Origin of the sequence: Iodidimonas gelatinilytica, assembly GCF_008579125.1 — a bacterium.
Classification (GTDB): Bacteria; Pseudomonadota; Alphaproteobacteria; order Sphingomonadales; family Rhodothalassiaceae; genus Iodidimonas; species Iodidimonas muriae.
In genome coordinates this window covers 1-24,020 of sequence record NZ_BKCL01000010.1, presented here as the reverse complement: position 1 = coordinate 24,020, position 24,020 = coordinate 1, and the positions used below count along the sequence as shown (strand labels likewise).

The window sequence follows — 24,020 nt, the reverse complement described above, 5'->3', positions numbered from 1 at the left end:
GCATCAAAGCCAAAGCCGTGCCAGTCTTTTTCTCCGGAGAAAAAATGTCTTTTTCGCTTAGGATGCAAAGATTGGAAAAGCCCACAATCATGAACTCACTCAAAAAACCAATGCGCCAAGGGCATCCGGGGATAGACTATGAAAATTGTCGTGCTTGATTTTGAAACCGCCGATACGGGAGCAGACAGCGCCTGTGCGCTTGGTGTCGTGCAGATTGAAAATGGTCAAATCTGCGAGGAAAAAGCCTATTTGATCCGCCCACCAAGACGGATCTTTCACTTCACACATATCCACGGCCTCACATGGCAGCATGTGTGCGACGCCCCCACATTCAAAGAGCTTTTACCCACGATCACCGGGCATTTTACGGGGGCCGATTTTATGGCTGCACATAATGCCGCCTTCGACAGAAAAGTGCTTTTAACCTGTATGGGGAAGGCCGGACACACGCCCCCATCCCTTGGCACGTTATGCACAGTACAACTGGCCCGGCAGGCATGGGGCATCTATCCCACAACACTTCCCGCCGTATGTTCGCATTTCAATATTGCGCTTCAACATCATGATGCCTTGTCCGATGCCCGTGCCTGCGCCCGGATCATCACCAAAGCCATCGAGGAAGATTTCCCCATAGAGCGGGCAAAGCTTAACCCGCCCTCTTACCGGGTTCAGATGGCCGCCCGATGATACTGTCAGGGTCAAGGCATCCTCATCCATCCGATCTGGTAGAAAGATTTTACGCTGTGTCGAACGAGCGAGCCAAAAATATGCCAAGCTGCGCGCGGCATCGCCAATTGTGCGGCTCTGGCTCAATAAAACTTCCGCCGCGCGCCATGTCGGAACACTCTGTTCTTGTGTGTAACGTCACTCGATGCACAATGTGGGTTCAAGGCGCACCGGCATGGAAACATTGAAGCGGTTCGGTGATAGGCGCATCACCGATTGATGGATTTCCTCAAACTGCTCGGGCGTACCGTCACCGGAAATGTGTACGGAATAACGCAATGTGTCGAAGCCGGGCTTAACGAGAGGGTCAAGGCCAAAAAATCCGCGCAGGTCCAACTCGCCTTCGGTTTTGATCTCAAGTTTGGTGAGCGTAATGCCGCGTGCAGCTGCACCAGCCACATATCCGACGGTCATACAGCCGTTAAGTGCCGTCATGAGCATTTCCATAGGGTTTAGTCCGGTGTCGTCCCCCAGAAGCGTTTGCGGCTCATCAACAACCGCCATCCCTTTGCGGTCGTGGGAGACACCACCCAGCCGCATTGTGGTTGGGCGTGACTCGGACCGGCATTTTCCACACCAAGTCGTGCGAACGCCAAAAAGGGCCGCCCCCTTCTCCGGCGCTGCGGCAATTTCCGAGGCAAGGTTTTGCATGGCTTGGGTATCGATGCCGTTAATGATGTGGCTCATCTGTTTGATCTCCGCAATAGGGGTTGATGCGCTGTCCGGAATATATTGACTGACCAGTAAGTAAGTGGTGATAATGTGGTCCACTAAAATGAATGTCAATATCTTACTGATCGATCAGTCAGTTTTATTAATTTCTGAACATAGGGAGAGTCGCAATGGCGGTGGGCGTAACGGCACAAAAGATCATGGTGCTTGCCGAAAGTTATATCTGCGAGCGTGGTTTCAATGCCTTTAGCTTTCGTCATCTGGCGGAGGCCGTTGGTGTCAGAACCGCGGGGGTGCATTACCACTTTCGAACGAAGGAGGAACTTGGAGCGGCCGTTGCGCGGGACTATCGCGAGCGCTTTCTGGAAGAGTTACCGGATCCGGCAGATCCTTCGATTGAACCGGAACAAATGATCACCGATTATGTTTCAGCGTTCCGCGACACACTGGAAAAGAAGAACCGTGTCTGTCTGTTTGGAATGCTGGCGGCAGAGATTGAATCGCTCCCCCCGGAGGTCGTGAACGAAACCCGGCGCTTCTTTGAACTCAATGTCGCGTGGTTGGAAAAAGTTTATGCGCGCATGAAAGAGAACTCCGGCACGCCGTACAACCCGCATGCAGAAGCACTGTCCCTGATTGCGCGAGTTGAGGGATTGATGATCGTCGCCCGTGCGATGAATGACACCAGCCTATTTGACCAGGTGTTTTCCTCGGCTAATGGCAACGGCATTTTATGTGCGAAAAACCCTGCCGATCAAACCCACACTTAACGCCTGAAGCGAAACAACCTGCGCTTGCGGGGTGCCTCGAACAAATCTTGGGGGCGCCTAGGGTCGAGAATTTCCCTTTCCGAAAGCCAGTTTTCCGCCATATTCAAATCTGGCAAGCGGTAATCTCTCAAGGTGCGGCCCTCGCTCCGTATCGTCTCGATGGTGCCGATCAACGATCCGCAGTCTTTTAGCGTCGCCTCAACCTGTTCAACATCGCAACCCAGATGCTCGGCCAGCAGATCATTGCGGATATGGACGATGGCCTTACGTATTCTGGCTGTAGCGGCGGGTGTTTTTGCATGGTCTGCATCAAGGACCAGATCACATTCCGTATCGAGCCCCAAAGAACGGTTGTTCATATTCGATGACCCCACGCGTAAAATCCGGTCATCAACAATCATGATCTTGGCATGAATATATATGGGGTGCCCGCCCTCGCTCAGCGCATGAAACAGACGAAACCGCCGATATTTATCATAGCGGCGCAAGATGGAAACAAGTCGGGCGCGGGCTGTATCCATCACTTTGGATTCCAGCCAGCCTTCCGATGTTTCCGGCGTAACCACCGCGATTTCCGGACCATCCGGCTCCGATAAACGCCGAACAATGGCTTTTGCGATCTTGTATGAGGTAAAATACTGGCTTTCCGCATAAATAAAATGCTGCGCCTTGGCGATCAGATCCACATAAAGCGCCTCGATCTCGAAAATCCCCGCCTGATCGGGCATCCTTGCCTGCGTACGCGCGATGGCAACCGCCACCTTCTTAAAAGGCGCATCCAACCCCATTGGCCAGCAAGACATCCCGGATGTCACCGGGGCAAGCGCTTTGCCGCCAGCCTTTTCCCAACGCATCCGGCAAAAATCGTCCAAGGCCCGCGCGGCCAGCCCTTCCAGGGCCGTTGTGATATCGTGCCATGGTCCGGCATCTGTATTATCGGGTTGCAAACGACCCGGCGCTTCATCGGCATGCTGACGGCTATCCCAACGGCCATTGGTGATATCAATGCCGCCACAAAATGCCATTTCTCCATCTATGGTCAGAATTTTCTGGTGCTGCGCAGCCCCCACCGGATGATTGCCATCCAACTTCCAGTGAAGACGCGGATGCCGCCACCATCGGAAAGCGTCAAGCAAAGTGGTGCCGCGAAACAGAGAGGTCAGCGCCCCCATATCCCAGCGCAGCACATGGATCTGAAGCTCTGGGCGGCGCTGCACCAGCCAATGAAGATAGGCCCCCACCGCCAATGGGCCGTCATCGTCTTGGGCATGGTCATAAAGATGCACCCGCGCATCAAAATCCCAACCCACCAGCATGATGCGCTTTCGAGCATTCATCATGGCGCGGCGCGCGGCACGAAAATAATCCTCCGCATCAATGATCACCGCCGCACGATCCGCCGTTTCAATACGCCAGCAATTGCGGTCCGAAATCAGGGTTGGCGAAGGCATCAGCATCTCCCAATGGCTGCACCCCCATCAACGCCTGACAAGGCAAAATGGCCCGGAAAATCCGGAATCATATCTCCACTTGCGCCAATAGCCGCAAGAAATTGCCTCCCATCACCTTGGCCACATCTAACCGGGGCACCCCCCTTGCCAACAAGGCCGCCGGAAGCACATCCCAATCGGCGTAATTATCGAAAACCGGTTTATAAGTGGCGTCCATATCTGTCCCGATCATCACATGATCTGCGCCGACCACTTCGATCATCGCCAGAATAGCATCGATATAATCCGACAGATTTTGCTGCCCCAGGCCCCAAGGAGCCACACCGATAGCGCCACCATGTTGGGCCACCAAGCGGGCATGGTCTGGCGTGATCATACGCGGGTGACGGACGTTTTCGGTTTGCAAAGACGTATGGGACAACATCACCGGACGGGAAGAAACCTCCAGACAATCACGGCTTGCGGCTTCGCTTGCATGGGCAAGGTCGATCAAAATACCCGCTTCATTCATCGCCTTGACCGCAATACGCCCCAAATCGGTCAGGCCGTTATGAACCGGCGTCTCGGTCTGGTTATCACCAAGTTGATTGACATGATAATGCACAAGACCAATGGTTCTCACCCCATCCTTGGCGGCAGCGAAAACCCGTTCGGGGGCATCTTCGATAAAGTCCCCTCCTTCCACACCGAACAGACAAACGGATTTCTCTCCCCGATGCGCCGCTTCAACGCCCTGCGCTGTGCGTTCGCATGACAAAAGCCCGCGTTCGCAGATGGCGTGCAAAATACCGATCTGGCGACGATATTCACCATAGGCTTCGCCGGGTCTGAAATCACGCGCGGCCCGGATACCTTGCGGCCCCACGGACAACAAGGGCAAGTCGGCCACACAACTGAACACCGCTGCGGTAACATTCCCCGTTTTAATATCATCGACCACGCCGGAAACATTGGCCGGACCGAGCGCTTTCACTGCCGGATTTTGCACATCAATACCGTCAAGAAAGAACCGCCCCGGATGGGCATGCGTATCGATACTGGGGTGGTTTTTCAGGAAACGACGGCCTTCGGCGCGCTGTTCCGCGCTCATGATTTTTGAAAAGTCTTCCCGCGCTTCGGCAGAAAATACATCCTGCGCCTGATCTTGGGTCTGATTTTGGATCTGGGCTTGGACCCATCGCGGCCCCAGAGCCCCCATCAACCCTGCCGAGGCCAGCACGCCCATACCGCCCAGCATATGACGACGATTCACTAAAAACCGGCTCATTTCACATCCTTTCCCTCACGCGCGACACCATTACCAGCATAAGCCCAACATTCGATTTCCAACGCCCCGCCCAAAGCCAGACCGGATGTCCCGAAGGCACTGCGTGCCGGCAGACGGTCGGGCTTGAAATACGTAACATAAACCGAATTGAATGCCGCCCATTGGCTCATATCTGCCAACATGACGGTGCACTTGAATAGATCGTCATAGGAAAGCCCGTGCCGCTTTAGCGTCGCTCCCATATTTTCCATGGCCTGCCGGGCTTGGGCCGATATGCCGCCTGGAACCAATGTGAGTGCGCCCGGCTTCGCACCGATTTGGCCAGAAAGATAAAGAATATCTCCAACCCGGACCGCTTCGGAAAACGGCAAGCCATCAGGATGGGCGAAATAGGTCGGCCCCGCCAAAGCAGATGGCGTAAAAAACGGCAAAAAAGCAGTCCCACCGAAAACGAGAAAGGCCACAGCGATACCAGTCGAACGCAAACGGCAAAACACAGATCTTTCAGCGGTCATCATCGGTCCCCTGTGAGGAATAACAAGACGGCACGGCGGGTCTGGTTTGAGAGAGAGCCGCCGCCACCAATTGGGCCGCCACCTTGGGTTCAAGCGGTAGATCCAACACCAGCCCGCGATAAAAAACCGGACCCATCAACAGATCGAGCGCCAATTCCACATCAAGGTCTTGAGCAAGCTCTCCGCGCGCAACGGCCGCTTCCAGCATAGTACGCAGAGCCGACCCCCGGCGGCTACGCACCAAGCGCTGCAAAGCCTTGAAATCGGGGTGCTGATGCATGGCCCCGACAATCGCTATTGTTGCCCGGCGCATTTTGGGGTCTTGCAAGAACCTTATAGCGGCTTCCAGAATCAGGGTGATTTGTGTGTGAATATCGCCGCGCATATCCTTAAGCGGTGGCAACTCCTGATCCATACGCCGAAACACCGCGCCCACAATATCCAACATCAGATCGTCTTTTGATGGCCACCGCCGATAGATAGCGGGCCGCGAAGACTGCGCCCGGCGCGCCACCGCTTCCAAACTGACCCCGTCAAACCCCTGTTCGGCCAGCAGGTCCAGGGCCGCCCCCAAAAGCCTTTGATCCAATGCCAAATCGCGCGGACGGCCCGAACTGCGTTCTGTTTCAGCCCTTCCCGGCTCTGCGCTCTGCGCTATCGGTAATCCGCTCGTTTCTTCCGCCATCCCGGTTTTCCACTCACCCTTGGTTTGGCCAGACCGACATGATCAACCGGGATGGCAATAACAATGGACGAATAAATTACATTAATGTAACGTAATTATAATGTCCATAACCACCAGGCAATCAAGAACCTGGCATCCCGACTCTGGATCCGCGTCATTATTCGAGAGGCGCCGCACGACGTTCAGATTCGATAAGGGCAATCATAACCTTATGATTTTTTTGTGGTTTCTGCCACATCAGGGAGGGAACAGATGATAACGGAAAGAAGGAAGCATGGACGAAACGGGGCATGCTTATGGGCGATGGCTCTATCCTTGGGCAGTGCGGCGGCGGCAGCGCAAGAAGCGCCTCAAACTGCACAGCAAAGCGGGCGCAGCAGCGATGGGCGGGTTCTGGAAGAAATCATCGTCACCACCCGAAAGCGGGAAGAAAGCCTGCAAGATGTGCCCATGGCGATCACCGCTTTTACCGAAAAAGATCTGGAAGACGCCGGGATTGAGCGCATCGAAGATATCGCGCTCTTGACGCCGGGTTTTAACATGGCGCCCTTGTTCGGCGGCAGCGGGCAAACGCCGGTGATCCGGGGCATGATGACCACCATTGGCGAGCCGAATGTGGGGTTCTTCGTTGATGGCGTTTATCAATCCTCGCGAGCAACCATGGAAGCTCTGATCGAGAATGTGGCCCGTGTGGAAATTGCCAAAGGGCCGCAAAGCGCCCTTTATGGTCGCAACACCTTTGGCGGCGCGGTCAATTACATTACCAAAGATCCCAGCAACAATTTCGAAGGCTTTTTTGAAGGCACATTGGGCAGCGATGAGCGCCGGGATTTCAAGGGATCGATTTCCGGACCGCTGATCCGGGACAAGGTCTTTTTCAGCGCCGGAGCGGTGCACCATGAACGGGACGGGTATTTCAAAAACGAACTGACCGGATCTGGTCTGGATAGCCGCAATACCGAGGTCTATCACGGCACGCTGGAAGCCTTTCTCACCGATACATTCAGCATCACCGCCCGTATCGCCTTTGAAAACACCAATGACGGCGACGAGCCCTTGCAGTTTGTCACCAATAATGCCCAGCTTTTCAACCCGCTTCCCTTTCCTGCCCCGCCCACTAACCAGCTTTTTGTAGGAAAAATGCCCGGTTTTGAAAGTGGTTTTGCCGTTACACCGGGAGAGACAGACCGGGAAAACCTGACCACATCCTTCACCATGGATTGGGACGTGGGCCCTTATACATTAACGGCGATCACCGGCTTCAACAGCTTGATCTGCATACCGCCATTGATGATGATTATCAGGCCCGCCAGATTCATTTTGAAACCACCGATGTGGACCAAGAAGAGTTCAGCCAGGAGATCCGTTTGTCTTCCCCCGGCGACGGTCGGTTCCGCTGGATGCTTGGTGGATATTATTACCATCTGGATGCAGATACGCGCATTGACGACCGCTTTGTCGGCGATGCAGGTCCACTGATGCTGGCTGTTCTGGGGCCATTTCAAAGCCTGATCAGCGATACTGAAGAAGAAACCGACAGCATTGCCGCCTTCGGGCAGGTGGATCTGGATATCACTTCGGCGCTCACCTTTTCCTTTGCCGGACGCTACACCCATGAAGAAAAAGACGTGACGGCGGTGGATACCGACCCCATTGCCGGGATTTCCAATCCACCATTCGTGGATTCCCTGTCTTTCGACAATTTCACGCCCCGGCTATCGCTGGACTATCACCTGACCGATGAGAACCTGTTGTATTTCAGCGCCGCCCGGGCCGTGAAGGTGGGTGGGTTCAATGTGGTAACCGCCGCCGGGCAGATCCTGCCCGAAGAACGCAGCTTCGATCCCGAACGCAGCTGGCATTATGAACTGGGCTCGAAAACCTCGTGGTTCGGTGGACGGCTGACCGCCAATCTCAACGGCTTTTTGATCAAATGGAACGACCAGATCGTCCGGGCTTTGGGGCAAACCTTTGCCGTCCTCAATATCAATGCGGGCAAAACCACGTCCAAAGGCATCGAGCTGGAAGTCGCGGCCCGCCCGATACCCGGCCTCGATATCCGGGGCGGTTTTGCCTATACCGATGCGGAATATGATGATTTCGACTTCACCACCTTGTTGCTTGCAGGCATCACCGATACCCAATTGGCAGGGACACAGCTTCAATATGCTCCCAGCTATATGGCCAATGGTACGGTGCAATATCGGCGGCCTTTGATGGGCGAAATCGACATCATGGGACGTGCGGACATCGCCTATCAGTCCAAGCAAAATGCCGTACAAACTGGCGATGCCTTCACCGCCGATGCCATCCTTCTCAATCTGCGCGCCGGATTTGAAATGGGGCAGCATGCGCTCATATTCTGGGTGGACAATCTGACAGACGAAGAGTCGGCGGCCAATGGTGTGTTCATTACCAATCCGGGGCGTCGCTTCGATTTCGCCGCCGGAGCCGCAGGGCTGGGCCCGGCCACCGGCTTTGAAGCCTTTGGCGGGCTTGCCTTATCGCGGGCGCCACGAAGCTGGGGCGTCACCTTGCGCAGCCGGTTCTGAACAGGATTCTGTCGCCAGATGGATACAAACAGGCGCTGCTGTCGCACCCGCGATGGCAGCGCCCAAAAATCCCGACCATATGATCGGAAAAAGCAGGGTTTTGGTTATTTAAAGAGCAGCATACGGCCATAATGGGCGCTGAAAAGTCCGAAGGCCGCCACCCATAAAAGGCCAGAGACCCACAGCAAAGCGCTATAGGATATGGGCGCGAGCGATGCCCCCACCCGCGCCGCCGCCGCCACTGCAATCAAGACATAAAGCATGGTCGTCCACCGGTCGGCTGTCAGTGTCCGTCCGGTATGGCCCAAAGTGGCCCGGGTCATCACCGCCAATGTCATGGAGCCAACGGCTCCGGCGGTCAGGGCATGAAGGCCAGCCATCGACGGCAGGATTTGCGGCAGAAAAATACTCGCCCCCAACAGACACAGCCCCAAGGGGAGCCAGAAAAAACCCAGATGCAGGCTCCAGATCAACGGCTCTGATAAGCAAAGATGGCCCTGCCATCGGCCAAGGCGCAAGAAGCTCATCCCCCCTGCGATCAGCAAAAATATGCCCGCGATCTGGCTATCGGGCAGGGATACCCACGCAATAAGGGCAACAAGCATCAAAAAAAGGCTGACCTTATCAAAACGGCCAAGGCTTGCGGGCAATCGCTTTTCGCCACGTTTCGACAGCCAGTTTCGGGTGAAGCTGGGAATAATCCGCCCGCCCACCAAGCCGATAAGAAACAGAATCGTAGCAATGCCAAGCCGTTCACCCATACGCCCGGTCGCAGCTAGGCCCATCAGGTCGAGATGGGTCAGAAGATTGGCAATAAACAAAGCGGCCAACGCGACAGGCATGGGGAGATTGCGCCAATTCCGCCCCGCCAGAATTTCACGCACCACAACAGCAATCAGCAGCAACAAGAAAGACAGATCCAGCACCGCCACGAGCGCAGGACTAAGGAGCGCCGACAGTCCCATGGCGAGCCGCCCCAAAAGCCATGTGCCGAACAAAACCATCAAAGACACGCCCTGTAACGGCATGCGGCCCGTCCAGTTGGGGATGGCTGTCAGCAAAAATCCGGCAATCACGGCACCGGTAAATCCGAAAATCATTTCATGGGCATGCCATGCCAGCGGATTGGCCCCCAAAGACAAAGAAACCGCCCCTTGCACCACCGTGAGCCAAAGAAGCAAAGACAATAACGACCAAAGGCCCGCGCCAAAAAAGAACGGACGAAAGCCTTGCCGAAACAGCACCGGGCCATCAAAAGGCCGATAACGGGGAATGCCTGCAGGTTTCATCGTCTCTGCGGTTCCAGCCATTTCCAACGATCCCTTCCCGACGGACGCCTTCTGACCATCCCTTGACTGCCCATAGCCCACTCTAATTCACTATAATATGTATTGTAAATGCCTATTATGAAGCAAGGGAATGGAACGACAAGGCATATCGTTCCATAGACGGGCTTTTGCCCATGCACCTGAAAAGCCGGTGCCTGTTATGAAAAGATCAACTGTGCGGGGCAGCAGGGTTGATGGCCGATGCCTGCGGATGCAAGGCGCCATAAACACCGCCAAGCACCGCTCCAAAAACCACATGAAGGATCAGTGTCATCATGGGGGCCATCACACCAAGGGCCATACCAAAGAGCCCGGCACCGGCCATCGGCATGGCAATGACCATCATCAGCACCCAAGCGACAACGCCAAAAGCAACGCCTTTCAGCCAATAGGTGCGTCCCGGCAAATGGGGAGCCAACAAGGCGAACAATCCACCCCAGACCAAAGTCCCGAGGACGAAATGAGCCACCCAGCCCATAACAGATGAGGCCTCTCCCATCATGTTGGAAAGCATGGCAATGACATTCAATTCCGGCATCAGGCCCATGGCTGCCTTCATCATCATAAGAAGCGAGAGAACCACTGTTGCCACAAATCCGGCAACCATCCCTTTTCCGATTGATTGCATGGTCTTGTCTTCCTTCCTGTTATCGCACTACGACAAGCAGCTACGTTCCTCTTTGCAAAAGGTTCAGCGATCTCGCGCCTTCGTGAACATGTTCGGAAGCGGGGGCCGCCAGCAATCCTAGTGGCCGCCTTTCACCCGGTCGATGCGGTGATGCAGGGTGGCAAGGCGGGCGATGGCGCTGTGAAGGGTCTGTTCGACCTTTTCCCGGGTGGCCGCGTCCGGTGTGGTAACCAGCACCGTTTCCAGAAAAGTGCAAAGCTGTTCCAAAGCCCCTTGCGCTCTTAAAAGCGGGGCAGGATCGTCACCAGTGCGCACATCTTCCTCGAAATCAACGCCCCAGGCGGCGATCCCGGCTTCATGCTGTGCGATGACGGCCTCAAGTGCTGGCAACGTTTCGATCCTTGAAGATGCCCGCGAGCCCGTGCGTGCGCCTCTTTCATTTTGATGCCATGTCGCCCGTCGCCATGCCCGCAACAAGGCCGCATGGTGCAGTTCTTCCTTGGCCAGTATTTCCGCCTGTTTGGCAATTCCGGCATCGGGCGTCGATGCCGCGAGATATGTATAAAAGGCAAAAGCCCGCTCTTCATTCTCGACAGCGATGGCAAAGGCGCGATAAGGCGTAAGCAGCGCACTGCCTGCCGCATCTTCCAGTTTTGGGCCAGATCCTTGGGCAGGTGCCAATGGATCTCATGATCGACCAAAGGCCCTTCGCCTAAAGCCTGCGCCCATTCCGCCACTGCGGCCATATGATGCTGTTCTTCAACAGCCAGCTTATCGAAAGCCGCGGCTGTCTCGTGCTCATGGCGCTGGCGCATTTCTGTTGCAAGCCACTGATAGCGGCGCACGGATTCATGCTCGATCCGGGTGGCGATGGCAATCAATTCTGCCATTGTGCCGGGGGTCATCTGCGGGTCTTGGCTCAACAAAGACATGAGACCATTTCCTCTGTGTGATCTGAGGTTGCATTAAAACACAATATAATCCTAGATTATAATTTCTCACATGTTATCTGTAATTTGATCCAAAGCAAAAGGTGGCACGATCCCGACCCTATAGTCAGACCTCTGCACAGATCAGTTTAAGGAGTTCTCAACGTGCGTTTACGGCGCTTAACTCTCTGGATGTGTGGCCGTTTTTCCATAATGACGGCGTTGTCTCTCCTCTTGTCCGTGCTTTTCGCCCCGCCTGTCTTGGCGCAACAAAGCGCGCAATTGGGCCGGTTTCTGGATCAAGTACAAGCGGCAGATATCGTGCCCGGTGCCAATCATTTCGGTGCGTTGCTGGAGATCGCCCCGATTGCACCGGCTCTTAAGGGCGAAGAAATTATCGGTTATGTTTATCTGACCTCAGACATCGTGAATACCGCGGGCTATTCCGGCAAACCCATCCACACACTGGTCGGCCTTGATGTAGATGGCACCATCATTGGCCTGAAACTGGTAGAGCATCACGAACCCATCGTTCTGATCGGCATCCCGCAAGCGCGTATTGACGCTTCAGTGATGGATCTGATCGGCTTCAACCCCATGCAGGCCGCCAAAAATGGCGAAGCCCCGCCACAGGTGGACATCGTTTCCGGTGCCACCGTCACGGTGCTGGTGATCGGCGACAGCATCCTGCGTTCGGCGGGCCGTGTGGCGCATCTGTTAAGTGGCGGCACGATAGAAACAGCCGGCCCCACCCGCATGGTCGATCCCCAAGGCGGCGCAGTGAGCAACTGGGAAACATTGCTGGGCAATGGAGCGGTGCGGCGCCTGCATATAACGGTGGGCGATGTGAATGAGGCCTTCGCCCTGTCCGGCGATCCAAAAGCCATGAAACGCCCCGAGCCGGGTGCCCCCGATGACGGATTTGTCGATCTTTATGTGGCGCTGGTATCGCACCCTGCCATTGGCCGCACCCTGTTAGGCGATACCGGGTTCGAACGGTTGCAAAGCCAGCTGGGCACCGATCAGGCCGCCATCTTGATCATGGGCGACGGGCGGTATTCGTTCAAAGGCTCAGGCTATGTGCGCGGCGGCATTTTTGACCGGATCGAGCTGACCCAAGGGGCCGAAACCATCCGTTTCCGTGACAAACAGCATGAGCGCATCGCCGATCTGGCGGCAGCCGATGCGCCGTCTTTCAAGGAAATAGCCTTGTTCCGCATCCCCACCGGGGTGCAGTTCCAGCCAGCCGAAACCTTCAGTTTACAGCTTTTGGTGCAGCGGGCCATCGGCGCTCTGGACAAGGCCTTTACCAGCTTCGCCCTCGATTACCGCCTGCCCGCCCTCTATTCCAAGGCAGTGCCCCCCGCACCAAAGACCCCTGCGGTTGTGAAGGCGGCCCCCAGTGCAGATACAAAAAACCCGGAAGAGGCCATATCCGCGCCGGCCATGACAGACATCGCCAATTTCGGGAATGGGCCGAACGCACCGCTCTGGCAACGGATCTGGCGCAGCAAGATCGCCTCGATCTCTGTGCTGGTCATAATGCTGGGCGTGCTGACAGGGATTTTCTTCTTTCAGGATATTTTGGTGAAGCGGGAGAAATTGTTCAATCGCATACGCCTTGCTTATCTTCTGGTGACGCTGTTCTGGCTGGGCTGGGTTGCCCATGCGCAACTCTCGGTGGTTAATGTGCTGGCCTTTGCCAATGCTCTGCGCACCGATTTCCAATGGTCCTATTTTCTGATCGATCCCTTGATCTTCATTTTGTGGTTTTCAGTGGCGGCCGCCTTGCTGTTTTGGGGGCGCGGCCCTTTTTGCGGCTGGCTATGCCCCTTCGGGGCCTTACAGGAACTGACCAACAAAGCCGCCCGCTTGTTGCACGTCCCGCAGATCACGGTGCCATGGGGCCTGCATGAACGGCTCTGGCCTTTGAAATATGTCATTTTCCTTGTGCTGTTCGGTGTGTCGCTCACCTCTTTGGGACTGGCGGAAAAGCTGGCCGAAGTGGAGCCGTTCAAGACCGCGATCATCCTGCATTTCCTGCGCGATTGGTGGTTTGTCCTGTTTGCGGTGGCCTTGCTTGTAGCGGGCCTGTTCATCGAACGTTTCTTCTGCCGCTATTTGTGCCCATTGGGGGCCGCACTGGCCATTCCGGGGCGCTTGCGGATGTTTGATTGGCTCAAACGCTATCGGGAATGCGGCAATCCGTGCATGCGCTGTGCCGTTGAATGTCCGGTAGGCGCAATCCATCCCGAAGGCCACATCAATCCCAATGAATGTATCTCCTGCCTGCACTGTCAGGTGCTTTATCACCACGATCACAAATGCCCGGTGATGATCCAAAAGCGCCTGAAGCGCGAAAAGCGGGCAGCAATGGCGTCCCCCAGCATGAACCTTCCTCACCGGTCGGCACCAAAGGCGGTGTCGCGCCACGCAATGCCTCATCACAGGGAGAAAAGGCATGACAGACATGAAAGACAAAAGCGGACCAAGCCGCCGCGATATCCTCGGCGGCACCGCTTCGGTGGCGACCATTGCCGGGCTTGCGGGAGCGGGCGGCTTCACAGGTGGCGCTGCTCTGTCACCACGATCAAGCCAGGCCGCCACGGCCAAAGAGCATGTGGGGCCGGGCGATCTGGACGAATATTATGTGTTCTTCTCCAGCGGACAAGCAGGGGAATTGCGTATTGTCGGCCTTCCGTCCATGCGTGAACTGATGCGTATTCCGGTGTTCAACCGCTGTAGTGCCACCGGCTGGGGTTCCACCAATGAAAGCCGCAAAATTCTTACCGAAGGCTTGCTGCCGGAAACCCGCAGCTTTCTAGACAGCCGCGGCGGGGTCTATCTGAATGGCGATCTGCATCATCCGCATATGTCCTTCACCGAAGGCACCTATGATGGTCGCTATGTGTTCATGAACGACAAGGCCAATTCCCGCGTCGCCCGCGTTCGTTGTGATGTGATGAAATGCGACAAGATCATCGAGATCCCGAATATGGAAGCAGTGCACGGCCTGCGGGTCCAGAAATACCCAAAAACCGGCTATGTCTTCGCCAATGGGGAAGACCGCTTGCCGCTGCCCAATGACGGCACAATTCTGGATGAACCGGATAAATATCATGGCATTTTCACCGCCATAGACGGCGACAGCATGGAAATCGCCTGGCAGGTGATGGTGGATGGCAATCTGGATAATGTGGATGCCGATTATCAAGGCAAATACTGCTTTTCCACCTGCTATAATTCCGAAGGCGGCACCAATCTGGCCGAAATGACATCGGCAGAGCAGGATTGGGTGGTCATTTTCAATATCGCCCGCATCGAAGAAGCCGTGAAGAACGGCGATTTCACCAGACATCATGCGTGCCGGTGATCGATGGGCGGCATGGCTCGCGCTATACACGCTATGTGCCGGTTCCCAACAGCCCGCACGGCATCAACACCGCCCCCGATGGTATTCATGTGGTTGCCAATGGCAAACTGTCCCCCACGGTAACGGTCTTTGATGTGCGCCGCTTCGACGATCTGTTCTCTGACAAGATCAAACCGCGCGATGTGGTGGTGGCAGAGCCGGAGCTTGGCCTTGGCCCGCTTCACACAGCCTTTGATGGTCGCGGCAATGCCTACACAACGCTTTTCATCGACAGCCAACTCTGTAAATGGAACATCGACAAGGCCATACGCCTGTTCAATGGCGAAGATGTGGACCCGATCGTGCAAAAACTGGATGTGCATTATCAGCCGGGCCATAACCACACCTCCATGGGGCAAACCAAAGAGGCGGACGGCAAATGGCTGATCTCGCTCAATAAATTTTCAAAGGACCGGTTCCTGAATGTGGGGCCCTTGAAACCGGAATGTGATCAGTTGATCGACATTTCCGGCGACAGCATGAAGCTGGTCCATGATGGCCCCAGCTTTGCCGAACCCCATGATGCCACCATCGTCCACCGCTCCAAGATAAACCCGGTGCATCGGTGGGACCGCGACGACCCCTTGTTCGACGATGCAAAAAACAGGCCGAGGCCGATGGTGTCGAACTGGAATATGCGGCGGACGTCATTCGAGACGGCAATAAGGTGCGGGTCTATATGTTTTCTGTGGCCCCCGCTTTCAGTCTGGAGAAATTCACGGTCAAACAAGGCGATGAGGTGACGATCTATATTACCAATTTGGATGATGTGGAGGATCTGACCCACGGCTTCACTCTGACCAATCACGGTGTCGCCATGGAAGTGGCGCCTCAAGCCACCGCCTCCATCACCTTCATTGCCGACAGACCCGGCGTGCATTGGTATTATTGCCAATGGTTCTGCCATGCCCTGCATATGGAAATGAAAGGGCGGATGCTGGTTGAACCGCGAAATGCCTAAAGTGATCCGCCGCTTGCAATATACGCCGCCTAAAGGCCGGGGTCGTCCGGCTTTGTGGCAAGGGCTGGCCTTCGGACTGATCCTGCTTTCGGCCTTATCGGCTCGGGCTGCCGATCATGCCGTGGCCCCGGGGGCGGATTTGCAAGCGACAATCAATGCCGCAACAGCAGGCGATGTGCTGCGTCTTCGGCGCGGCACCTATCAAGGACCGGTGGTGATCGACCGGCCCCTTTCCTTGATCGGCGAGGAAGGTGCGGTGGTAAATGGCACTGGCCTTGGCAGTGTTTTCACCCTCATCGCGCCGGATGTGCGCATCGAAGGGCTGGTCATCACCGGCTCTGGCATTGATGTGCCAAAAATGGATTCCGCCGTTCTTGTAAAACAAACCGCCAAACGCGCCTTGATCCTCAATAACCGCCTTCAGAACAATCTGTTCGGGGTGTATCTGCATGGGGCCGATGGATCACAGGTGGAAAACAATATCATTCACGGGCGGCGCGATCTGCGCACGGCGGAAGCAGGCAATGGCGTCTCTATCTGGAATGCGCCAGGGGCCAAAGTGACCGGCAATGACATCCGCTATGGTCGCGATGGTATTTTCGTCAATACCAGCAAGCGTAATGTCTTTCAAAACAACCGCTTCCGGGATCTGCGCTTTGCCATCCATTATATGTACACCCATGACAGCCGGATCATCGGCAACTGGTCACAGGACAATCATGTGGCCTGGGCCTTGATGTATTCTGACAGGCTGGAGGTGCGCGACAATATCAGTCAGGGCGACCGCGATCATGGCCTCCTTCTGAACTACGTGAACAACACGAAGATCACCGGCAATCAGGTGCGCGACAGCCAAGGCAAATGCCTGTTCGTCTATAATGCCCATAAGAACCAAATTGCCGAGAATCTGTTCAAAGGCTGCCCCATCGGTATTCACTTCACTGCCGGGTCGGAACGCAATGATGTGTATGACAATGCCTTTATCGGCAATCAGACGCAGGTGAAATATGTGGGCACGCGGCGGGTGGAATGGACCTTTGAAGGGCGCGGCAATTATTGGAGCGACAATGCCGCTTTCGACCTGAATGGCGACGGCCTTGCCGACCGTCCTTACCGGCCCAACGACATCGTTGACGATATTCTATGGCGCTATCCGCAAGCCCGGCTTTTGTTGAACAGCCCCGCCATCGACGTTTTGCGCTTTGCCCAATCGAAACTGCCCGCGCTTTATCCCGGCGGAGTGATCGACACCGCCCCCCTGATGCAATCGCCCATTTCAGAAGAGGGATCATGAACACCATTGTCACTCTTGACGGCGTGACCAAGCGCTATGGAAAACTGACCGCCCTTGAAAACGCCACTTTGACACTGGGCGCCGGCGAAGCCGTGGCACTGGTGGGCCATAATGGTGCGGGCAAAACAACATTGATGAAGCTGGTGCTTGGCCTGATCCGGCCCAATGGCGGCACGGTGCGCGTTCTGGAAAAAGATCCCGCGGGCCGCAAAGGGGCACAGCTTCGCCGCCGCCTGGGATTTTTACCGGAAAGTGTGGCCTTTCACAGCGCCATGACGGGCGAGGAATTGCTGGGATTTTACGCCCGACTGAAGCGCGCTCCGCACTCGGCCAATAAAGCCTTGTTGCACCAAGTTGGATTGGCCGAGGCGACGCACCGGCGGGTCGGCACCTATTCCAAAGGCATGCGGCAAAGGCTGGCTCTTGCCCAAGCGCTGATCGGCACGCCGGACATCTTGTTGCTGGATGAACCCACATCCGGGCTTGACCCTGCCTCGCGGGCGCAAGTGTATGCCACAATCGACCGGCTGCGGGCTTCAGGGGCCACGATACTGGTTTCCACCCATGCACTGGCTGAAATCGAGCCCCATGTGGACCGCGCCATTTTGCTGCATCAAGCCGTATCATCGCCGCCGGCGATCTGGCCAGCCTGCGTAAAAACGCAAGATTGCCAACGCGTATCCGCCTGAAGGTGGCCCCATGCAGCACCCAAAAGATCTTAACGTCCTTGCATAGCGACATATCCCTATTGCACCACAGCGCGGACCGGCTGGATCTGGCGGTGGCCCAGAATCATAAACTGGACCTCTTGTTGGAACTGGCCGCCCTACGCGATATGATCGAAGATCTACATGTAGAAGAACCGGGACTTGAAGCGCTTTACCATCATCTGATGAGCGAGGTGCCCGCATGATGCCGCTTTTGACCATCACCGGCTGGGAATTGCGTATTGGCCTGCGCAATCGCTGGGTCGTGGCCACCACGCTGGTTCTGGCAGCCTTGGCATTAAGTCTCGTTTTGCTGGGCAGCGCCCCCACGGGCACGGTTGGCGCCTCCCCCATTACAGTGGTGGTGGTAAGCCTTGCCAGCCTGACCATCTTTTTGGTGCCGCTCATCGCACTGCTTTTGTCGTTCGACGCCATAGTCGGAGAGGCAGAACGCGGCACCTTGCTCTTGCTGCTGGCCTATCCGGTGGCGCGCTGGCAGCTGGTGCTGGGCAAATTCCTTGGCCATGTCCTGATGCTGGCCCTTGCCACGGTACTGGGTTATGGCGCGGCAGCGGTTGTGCTCTATGTCGGCGAAGGGGCCGATGCCGGGGCCTGGCCCGCCTTTGCGCTGCTGATCGGGACATCGGTATTGCTTGGGGCGGTGTTTGTGGCGCTGGGCAGTCTGGTAAGCATCATCGTGCGCGAACGCGCCACCGCAGCGGGCGTTGCTGTGGCGCTGTGGTTGGTGCTGGTCCTGCTTTATGATGCGGCGCTTTTGGGCCTTTTGGTGGCCGATCAAGGCCAGAATATCAGCGCAGGAAGCCTTGATCTTCTGCTTTTGATGAATCCCGCCGATATATACCGGCTGATCAACCTCACCGCCCATGAAGCAACGGCTGTGGCCTCGGCCATGAGCACCCCCATCGAGGCAGGGCTGTCCCTTTGGAGCCTTTATGCAGCCTTGATCATGTGGATTGTGCTGCCCCTTGGGGCCGCTGTGGCGCTTTTCAAAAGGAGGCAGGCATGAGCCTTTCCCGCGCGATTTTGATGGGGTGGGGGGTGCTGGCCATGCTTGTGCTTTCTGGCTGCAACCAAAACACGGAAAACGCACAAATCCCTGCACCGCAAGAACCGGATGGCGACGCCATGGGCTATTATTGCGGGATGCTGGTGGTCAACCATTCCGGCCCCAAAGGGCAAATCTTCTTGAAAGGCCGGGATGATCCGCTCTGGTTCAGTTCGGTGCGCGACACCATAACCTTCACCTTGTTGCCCGAAGAATCCAAAGCAATCCGCGCCATCTATGTCAATGATATGGGGGTGGCCACCAATTGGAACCAGCCGCAACCCGGCGCATGGGTGGCGGCCAAGGATGCCGTTTATGTGGTGGGCAGCGATCAAAGCGGCGGCATGGGCGGGCCGGAATTGGTGCCCTTCAGCGACAAAGCGGCTGCCGAACAGTTTCAGGCCGCCCATGATGGCACGCTTTATACTTTTAAAGACATTCCACAAAGCGCTGTGCTGGGGGAACCGGATATGAGCCCGGAAAAAAGGAAGCGAGGATCATGATACCGCATAACCGCATGACCAAGCCCGCCAGCCCCCTTACAAGACGCCGGTTTATCGGCATTGTCGGATTTTGCGCCGGGGCCACTTTGCTGCCGTTCAGGGCCCATGCCACAACCCGACGCCATCAATGGAGCGGCGTTGCGTTGGGGGCGCGCGCCTCTATGCAACTGGTTCATCCTGATGCCGCCAAGGCCCGGCACATCATCCATCTGGCGGTGCAGGAAATCGAACGGCTGGAAGCTGTTTTCAGCCTGTATCGCCATGAATCGGCCCTTTCGAAGCTGAACAGAGAAGGGTATTTAAGCGCCCCTCCTTTGGAACTTGTGGAGCTGTTGCAACGTGCCAAAAGCATCAGCCGTGCAACGAACGGCCTATTCGATATAACGGTGCAACCGCTTTGGCAGCGCTATCACCGCTATTATAGCGCCCATCCCGATGCCGAAACCCCACCGCCTGTGGACGATATTCTGCCGCTCATCAATTGGCGTGCCGTGCGCATTGACCCTGCCCATATCGGCTTTGATAAACCGGGGATGGCCATCACGCTCAATGGCATCGCTCAAGGCTATATCACCGATCGCGTGGCCGATTTGCTCAAACGCAATGGCGTTGACCGGGTGCTTCTGGATTTGGGCGAAACCCGCGCGATGGGCCTGCGCGAAGATGGACGGGCATGGGCCGTGGGTGTGGCCGATCCCCAAGCCCCCGCGCGTATCAGCGGCCATATCGAATGTGTGGACCGAGCTGTCGCCACATCCGGCGGATATGGCCTGATGTTTGATGCGGCCAGACGGATCAGCCATCTTTTGAACCCGCATACGGGGGCCTCTATCCCGGCAGCCCGCAGCATAACCGTGGTGGCCGATCAAGCGGCAACTGCCGATGCGTGGTCCACCGCCTTTTCACTGATGAAAAACAAAGATATTATAAAACAAGCCGTACAAATGGATCATCTGGCGGTGTATCAAAGCGACCCCACGCAGGGCCTCAAACACTTGGTCTAGCACCCCGGCCTATCGGGCAATTTCGGCCAAACGCTCAGGGTTGCGGATCACCAGATGGCTGCTCCGCCGCGACGAGATCATACCCTCTTGGTCCCATGCCGATAAGATACGGCTCACCGTATGCAGCGTTGTCGCTGTCATTTCCGCCAGATCTTGGCGCGATAGGGAAAAGGGAATTTCTATGCCGCCGTCCACAGGGCGACCGGATTGCGCCACGATCCGCAGCAAAGCCGCTGCAATGCGCCGATCCACCCGATGCGTTGCAATTTCTTGAAGCCGGGCCTGCAATTCTTCAACCCGGCCACCGATCACCTTGATGGCATTCACCGCGATCGCCGGAAAGCGCTGCATCTGCTCCGACAAACGGGCAACGCTCCAGGACAGGACCATGCACTCTTCCATAGCGATCAGCGTGGCCGGGAAAGGACGATGACGCAACACCGCCACCGTTCCCAACATGTCCCCCGCGCCCATATGGCGAAGCACCACATTCTGGCCGTCCGAGGTCAGTTGCTCCAAGCGCAACCAGCCCCGGCCAACCACATAGCCATGAAGCGCTTCTTCACCCTGCGTGAACAAGGGCGCACCCTTTTCCAAATGCCGCTCATGGGCCTCACGGGCCACCATTAACAAAGCCGTGTCGTCAAGCCCTTCATAAAGCGGCACCCGGCGCAACACGTTTATCCGCGCGTCTATGTTCATGCGCGTCTAGACCTTCAGCACACCACGCTCCACCTGATCCCGCTCGATGCTTTCGAACAGGGCTTTGAAATTGCCTTCCCCGAAGCCTTCCTTGTAATCACCTTTGCGCTGGATGAATTCAAAGAAAACAGGTCCGATCCGCGGTTCTGCGAAGATTTGCAACAGCAAACGCGGTTCACCGCCTTCGGTTGTCCCGTCAAGCAAAATGCCGCGCTTTTGAAGCTCCTCCACAGGCTCGCCATGCCCCGGCAAGCGCTCGCCCAGCATTTTGTAATAAGTGTCTGGCGGTGCCGACATGAAAGGCACCCCCTTCTCTTTCAAACGGTCCCAGCACGCAACAAGATCATCGCAAATAAGTGCGATATGCTGGATACCCTCGCCATTATAGGCGCGCAGAAATTCTTCGATCTGCCCCTTGCCGCCCTCGCCTTCTTCATTGAGCGGAATACGGATCTTGCCGTCCGGTGCCGTCAGCGCTTTTGAGGTAAGGCCCGTATATTCGCCTTTAATGTCGAAGAAGCGGATTTCCTGAAAATTGAAAAGCTTCTCGTAATAATCGGCCCAATAGGCCATGCGGCCACCATAAACATTGTGGGTCAGATGATCGATAAGCTGGAAGCCACAGCCTTCGGGATAGCGGTCAACACCGGGCAGATAGTTGAAATCGATATCGTAAATATTGAGATCGTCTTCCTCTTCGCCATAGCGGTCGATCAGATAGATGATCGAATTGCCAATGCCACGAATGCCGGGGATGTGCAACTCCATTGGTCCGGTATCAACCTGAACCGGCTCGGCCCCTTGATCGAGCAAATGCCGATAGGCCGCCCGCGCATCTCGCACACGAAAGCCCATGCCGCACGCGCTTGGCCCATGTTCACGGGCAAAATACCAAGCGGCAGATTTTGGCTCGTAATTGGTGATCAGATTAATGCCGCCCTGACGCCAAAGTTCCACATCTTTCGAGCGGTGGCGGGCGATCTTGACGAACCCCATGGTCTCGAAAACGGGTTCCAGCATACCCTTTTCCGGGGCAGAAAACTCGATGAATTCAAAACCATCAAGACCAGCGGGGTTTTCAAACAAATCAGCCATTTGGAGCTCCACGATTAAGATATTCAGATGTCGCCGCGGTTCTACCGCTCTCTTTTGGTCAAAACCATTGGGTGCCCGCAAAACATGCCGCACATCATGCATTGAAGACCACGAGCTTGTGTCCTTGTCACATGGGATACCACCCTGTCCAAAGAAAATCGACATATCCACACAGGCAAACCGAAAACCGGGGCATCACGCCGTCATGCGCGGGGGCTATTCATTAAATGAATTGGTCGTTTTAAACGATATTTGCAAGCATCATGGACTTGTAACGGTTTTGTGCCGGTGACTTGAGCGTATAACACTGGCACAAGGAGACCGGTAAAATGAAGAAGCATACAGAGGCTTTCAAGCAAGAGGCGGTTCGGATTGCACTGACGAGCGGATTGTCGCGGCGGCGTGTTTCTGCTGATTTGGGTGTTGGATTATCGACACTGGGTAAGTGGGTGTCGCAGTATCGATCCAGTGATCTGAGGCAGCACCGCAGGCTGATTTAGCCCACGAGAATGAACGTCTGCGCCGTGAGAACCGTATTCTCAAGGAGGAGAGGGAGATTCTAAAAAAGGCCACGCAGTTCTTCGCGAGCCAACGCCCATGAGGTTTGCGTTTGTGCATCGCGGCGCCTCACAGGACCCAGCGATCGAGAAGGGCAACGGCAAGATAGAGAGCGCACCAACCGATGAAGAGCTTCTCCCGACGAGCCCGTTGTTCAGGGCGCGGGGCGAAGATGCGACCCAAGACATAAAGCTGTGAGGCGAGGACGAGCGTATGGAGGACGACGTTCAGGACAATGTCATATGGCCCTCCAGCGTCCAATGAAAATATTATGATTGCAGGGACAGATAAAGAAATAATTATGAATACAAAAATTGATATTATATTATAAATCATTGATCGTTAATCTCCTGACCGCATTGTTTTATACCATTTTTTGCTTCTAGATTGCCGATATAATCTATAGATCCACCAAATATCCACGATATACAACCGAGCTTATGAATTTTTATACTTTCCTCTATATCTTTGTTATTTTCTGGCCAATAACCAGAAAATTTAAATCCTATATCCTGCATATATTTTTTTGATGAAATCCACATTTCCCTAATTAGATATATATTTCTTATGTAATTAAATTCATCTATCTCTATACAAGATACGTCTAACATTTTTATAGAATCGTAGAAGATACGGAAATAAACTCCACGCGTTTCGTACAATTTCTTTGTGTTTTTCGCATGCTCAATCCAATTCTCCTCAAATCGTGCATATGACGCACTATCATATACAGATTCCAATATTCCTGGAACAGAACTGTGGAATGATACAATTGAGTTATCTCTTATTTCCACATTGTCTGATGCAGGTAGTATATAAAGCGCACACGCTGACATATATATTCCATCTACAATTATATATGTATTATGTGAAGAAATTAATTGTGCCAAGCGAAGTGCAGATTTTTCATCACCATCATTACTAGAAATTATCAAATAATTTATTTTATCTATGTTATCATTTATATAATAAACTTTGCTATCATCAATTGTACCATTTAAAAAACACTCATTTCTTCATTTTTTTTGCAATACATTATCTTGATTATTAATATTCTAAAATATGATAATAAAATTAATATGTAACATGTTATGATATTCATATTTACACCTAATTAATTTTGTTATGTTTTTGCGTGTTTCATAGTGGCCTGCCCCCATTAAGTGTTCCAGTTGTCAAGTTAGGACTTGGCCAC

Annotated in this window: 23 protein-coding genes and 3 pseudogenes; 14 read left to right on the top strand and 12 right to left on the bottom strand. The window is 54.9% G+C overall.

The features are described 5' to 3' along the window. Window positions 1-138: 138 nt before the first annotated feature. On the top strand, window positions 139-687 hold the full coding sequence (locus JCM17844_RS11510) for a 3'-5' exonuclease (protein ID WP_150001092.1): 549 nt from the start codon (window positions 139-141) through the stop codon (window positions 685-687). A 177-nt stretch (window positions 688-864) separates the two neighbouring features. On the opposite strand, the gene JCM17844_RS11505 is transcribed toward JCM17844_RS11510, so the two are convergent. After that, entirely contained in the window at window positions 865-1,512 is a 648-nt protein-coding gene (locus tag JCM17844_RS11505; protein WP_210431873.1) for an OsmC family protein, read from the bottom strand. A 56-nt stretch (window positions 1,513-1,568) separates the two neighbouring features. On the opposite strand from JCM17844_RS11505, the gene JCM17844_RS11500 reads away from it, so the two are divergent. Then, complete coding sequence (locus tag JCM17844_RS11500) at window positions 1,569-2,168, top strand: TetR/AcrR family transcriptional regulator (RefSeq protein ID WP_150001091.1); 600 nt, start codon at window positions 1,569-1,571, stop codon at window positions 2,166-2,168. Here JCM17844_RS11500 and JCM17844_RS11495 read toward each other — a convergent pair. The 4 genes from JCM17844_RS11495 to JCM17844_RS11480 all read right to left on the bottom strand — a co-directional run bounded on the left by JCM17844_RS11495 (window position 2,165) and on the right by JCM17844_RS11480 (window position 6,086). Beyond that, the gene (locus JCM17844_RS11495; RefSeq protein WP_150001090.1) at window positions 2,165-3,619 is read right to left on the bottom strand and encodes a phospholipase D-like domain-containing protein; all 1,455 of its coding nucleotides are present in this window, start codon (window positions 3,617-3,619) and stop codon (window positions 2,165-2,167) included. The two genes, JCM17844_RS11500 and JCM17844_RS11495, sit on opposite strands and share 4 nt — an antisense overlap. A gap of 67 nt (window positions 3,620-3,686) precedes the next feature. Then, window positions 3,687-4,886: a dipeptidase gene (locus JCM17844_RS11490; protein ID WP_150001089.1), complete on the bottom strand. Its 1,200-nt coding sequence runs from the start codon at window positions 4,884-4,886 to the stop codon at window positions 3,687-3,689. Continuing rightward, on the bottom strand, window positions 4,883-5,317 hold the full coding sequence (locus JCM17844_RS11485) for a RidA family protein (protein ID WP_210431872.1): 435 nt from the start codon (window positions 5,315-5,317) through the stop codon (window positions 4,883-4,885). Before JCM17844_RS11485 ends, JCM17844_RS11490 begins: the two co-directional genes overlap by 4 nt. 73 nt (window positions 5,318-5,390) lie before the next feature. Continuing rightward, entirely contained in the window at window positions 5,391-6,086 is a 696-nt protein-coding gene (locus JCM17844_RS11480) for a TetR/AcrR family transcriptional regulator (protein WP_150001087.1), read from the bottom strand. Between the two features lie 252 nt (window positions 6,087-6,338). On the opposite strand from JCM17844_RS11480, the pseudogene JCM17844_RS17365 reads away from it, so the two are divergent. Together JCM17844_RS17365 and JCM17844_RS11470 are read left to right on the top strand one after the other, a co-directional pair. Next, window positions 6,339-6,824: pseudogene (locus JCM17844_RS17365) on the top strand (TonB-dependent receptor plug domain-containing protein); the annotation flags it as partial. 596 nt (window positions 6,825-7,420) lie between these two features. After that, on the top strand, window positions 7,421-8,638 hold the full coding sequence (locus tag JCM17844_RS11470) for a TonB-dependent receptor (RefSeq protein WP_371864763.1): 1,218 nt from the start codon (window positions 7,421-7,423) through the stop codon (window positions 8,636-8,638). 104 nt (window positions 8,639-8,742) lie between these two features. Here the strand turns inward: JCM17844_RS11470 and JCM17844_RS11465 are convergent, their stop codons facing one another. The 4 genes from JCM17844_RS11465 to JCM17844_RS17355 form a co-directional block, all read right to left on the bottom strand. Beyond that, complete coding sequence (locus JCM17844_RS11465; protein ID WP_210431869.1) at window positions 8,743-9,948, bottom strand: NnrS family protein; 1,206 nt, start codon at window positions 9,946-9,948, stop codon at window positions 8,743-8,745. A gap of 187 nt (window positions 9,949-10,135) precedes the next feature. After that, window positions 10,136-10,594, bottom strand: a complete 459-nt coding sequence (locus JCM17844_RS11460; RefSeq protein ID WP_150001084.1) for a DUF6789 family protein — start codon at window positions 10,592-10,594, stop codon at window positions 10,136-10,138. A 117-nt stretch (window positions 10,595-10,711) separates the two neighbouring features. Continuing rightward, complete coding sequence (locus tag JCM17844_RS17360) at window positions 10,712-10,909, bottom strand: hypothetical protein (protein WP_150001083.1); 198 nt, start codon at window positions 10,907-10,909, stop codon at window positions 10,712-10,714. Next, on the bottom strand, window positions 10,876-11,439 hold the full coding sequence (locus tag JCM17844_RS17355) for a hypothetical protein (protein ID WP_371864762.1): 564 nt from the start codon (window positions 11,437-11,439) through the stop codon (window positions 10,876-10,878). Before JCM17844_RS17355 ends, JCM17844_RS17360 begins: the two co-directional genes overlap by 34 nt. Here JCM17844_RS17355 and JCM17844_RS16125 point away from each other — a divergent pair. The 9 genes and pseudogenes from JCM17844_RS16125 to JCM17844_RS11415 all read left to right on the top strand — a co-directional run bounded on the left by JCM17844_RS16125 (window position 11,341) and on the right by JCM17844_RS11415 (window position 20,470). Next, complete coding sequence (locus JCM17844_RS16125) at window positions 11,341-11,547, top strand: hypothetical protein (RefSeq protein WP_235898991.1); 207 nt, start codon at window positions 11,341-11,343, stop codon at window positions 11,545-11,547. The two genes, JCM17844_RS17355 and JCM17844_RS16125, sit on opposite strands and share 99 nt — an antisense overlap. Window positions 11,548-11,715: 168 nt before the next feature. After that, window positions 11,716-14,235: a 4Fe-4S binding protein gene (locus JCM17844_RS11445; protein WP_443093537.1), complete on the top strand. Its 2,520-nt coding sequence runs from the start codon at window positions 11,716-11,718 to the stop codon at window positions 14,233-14,235. After that, window positions 14,144-15,896 (top strand): annotated as a pseudogene (gene nosZ / locus JCM17844_RS17350) (TAT-dependent nitrous-oxide reductase); the annotation flags it as partial. The gene JCM17844_RS11445 and the pseudogene nosZ, both read left to right, overlap by 92 nt. Then, window positions 15,889-17,190, top strand: coding sequence for a nitrous oxide reductase family maturation protein NosD (locus JCM17844_RS11435; protein WP_150001081.1), 1,302 nt, complete (start codon window positions 15,889-15,891; stop codon window positions 17,188-17,190). The pseudogene nosZ and the gene JCM17844_RS11435, both read left to right, overlap by 8 nt. Next, window positions 17,187-17,879, top strand: a complete 693-nt coding sequence (locus JCM17844_RS11430; RefSeq protein ID WP_210431864.1) for an ABC transporter ATP-binding protein — start codon at window positions 17,187-17,189, stop codon at window positions 17,877-17,879. Before JCM17844_RS11435 ends, JCM17844_RS11430 begins: the two co-directional genes overlap by 4 nt. A 38-nt stretch (window positions 17,880-17,917) precedes the next feature. Then, window positions 17,918-18,103, top strand: coding sequence for a hypothetical protein (locus JCM17844_RS15240; RefSeq protein ID WP_210431863.1), 186 nt, complete (start codon window positions 17,918-17,920; stop codon window positions 18,101-18,103). Next, window positions 18,100-18,924 (top strand): ABC transporter permease, encoded by an 825-nt coding sequence (locus JCM17844_RS11425; protein ID WP_150001080.1) that lies wholly within the window; start codon window positions 18,100-18,102, stop codon window positions 18,922-18,924. The genes JCM17844_RS15240 and JCM17844_RS11425 overlap by 4 nt, the downstream gene beginning before the upstream one ends. Then, complete coding sequence (locus tag JCM17844_RS11420; RefSeq protein ID WP_150001079.1) at window positions 18,921-19,466, top strand: nitrous oxide reductase accessory protein NosL; 546 nt, start codon at window positions 18,921-18,923, stop codon at window positions 19,464-19,466. Before JCM17844_RS11425 ends, JCM17844_RS11420 begins: the two co-directional genes overlap by 4 nt. Next, complete coding sequence (locus JCM17844_RS11415; RefSeq protein ID WP_150001078.1) at window positions 19,463-20,470, top strand: FAD:protein FMN transferase; 1,008 nt, start codon at window positions 19,463-19,465, stop codon at window positions 20,468-20,470. The genes JCM17844_RS11420 and JCM17844_RS11415 overlap by 4 nt, the downstream gene beginning before the upstream one ends. A 9-nt stretch (window positions 20,471-20,479) precedes the next feature. Here the strand turns inward: JCM17844_RS11415 and JCM17844_RS11410 are convergent, their stop codons facing one another. Continuing rightward, on the bottom strand, window positions 20,480-21,172 hold the full coding sequence (locus JCM17844_RS11410) for a Crp/Fnr family transcriptional regulator (protein ID WP_150001077.1): 693 nt from the start codon (window positions 21,170-21,172) through the stop codon (window positions 20,480-20,482). Window positions 21,173-21,178: 6 nt separating this feature from the next. Then, a complete protein-coding gene (hppD, locus tag JCM17844_RS11405) occupies window positions 21,179-22,267 on the bottom strand; it encodes a 4-hydroxyphenylpyruvate dioxygenase (protein WP_150001076.1) in 1,089 nt (362 codons plus the stop codon). 329 nt (window positions 22,268-22,596) lie between these two features. Between hppD and JCM17844_RS16120 the strand changes: the two are divergent. Continuing rightward, window positions 22,597-22,894, top strand: a pseudogene (locus tag JCM17844_RS16120) (transposase); the annotation flags it as partial. 263 nt (window positions 22,895-23,157) lie between these two features. Here the strand turns inward: JCM17844_RS16120 and JCM17844_RS11395 are convergent. After that, on the bottom strand, window positions 23,158-23,760 hold the full coding sequence (locus tag JCM17844_RS11395; protein WP_150001075.1) for a hypothetical protein: 603 nt from the start codon (window positions 23,758-23,760) through the stop codon (window positions 23,158-23,160). Between the last annotated feature and the right edge of the window lie 260 nt (window positions 23,761-24,020).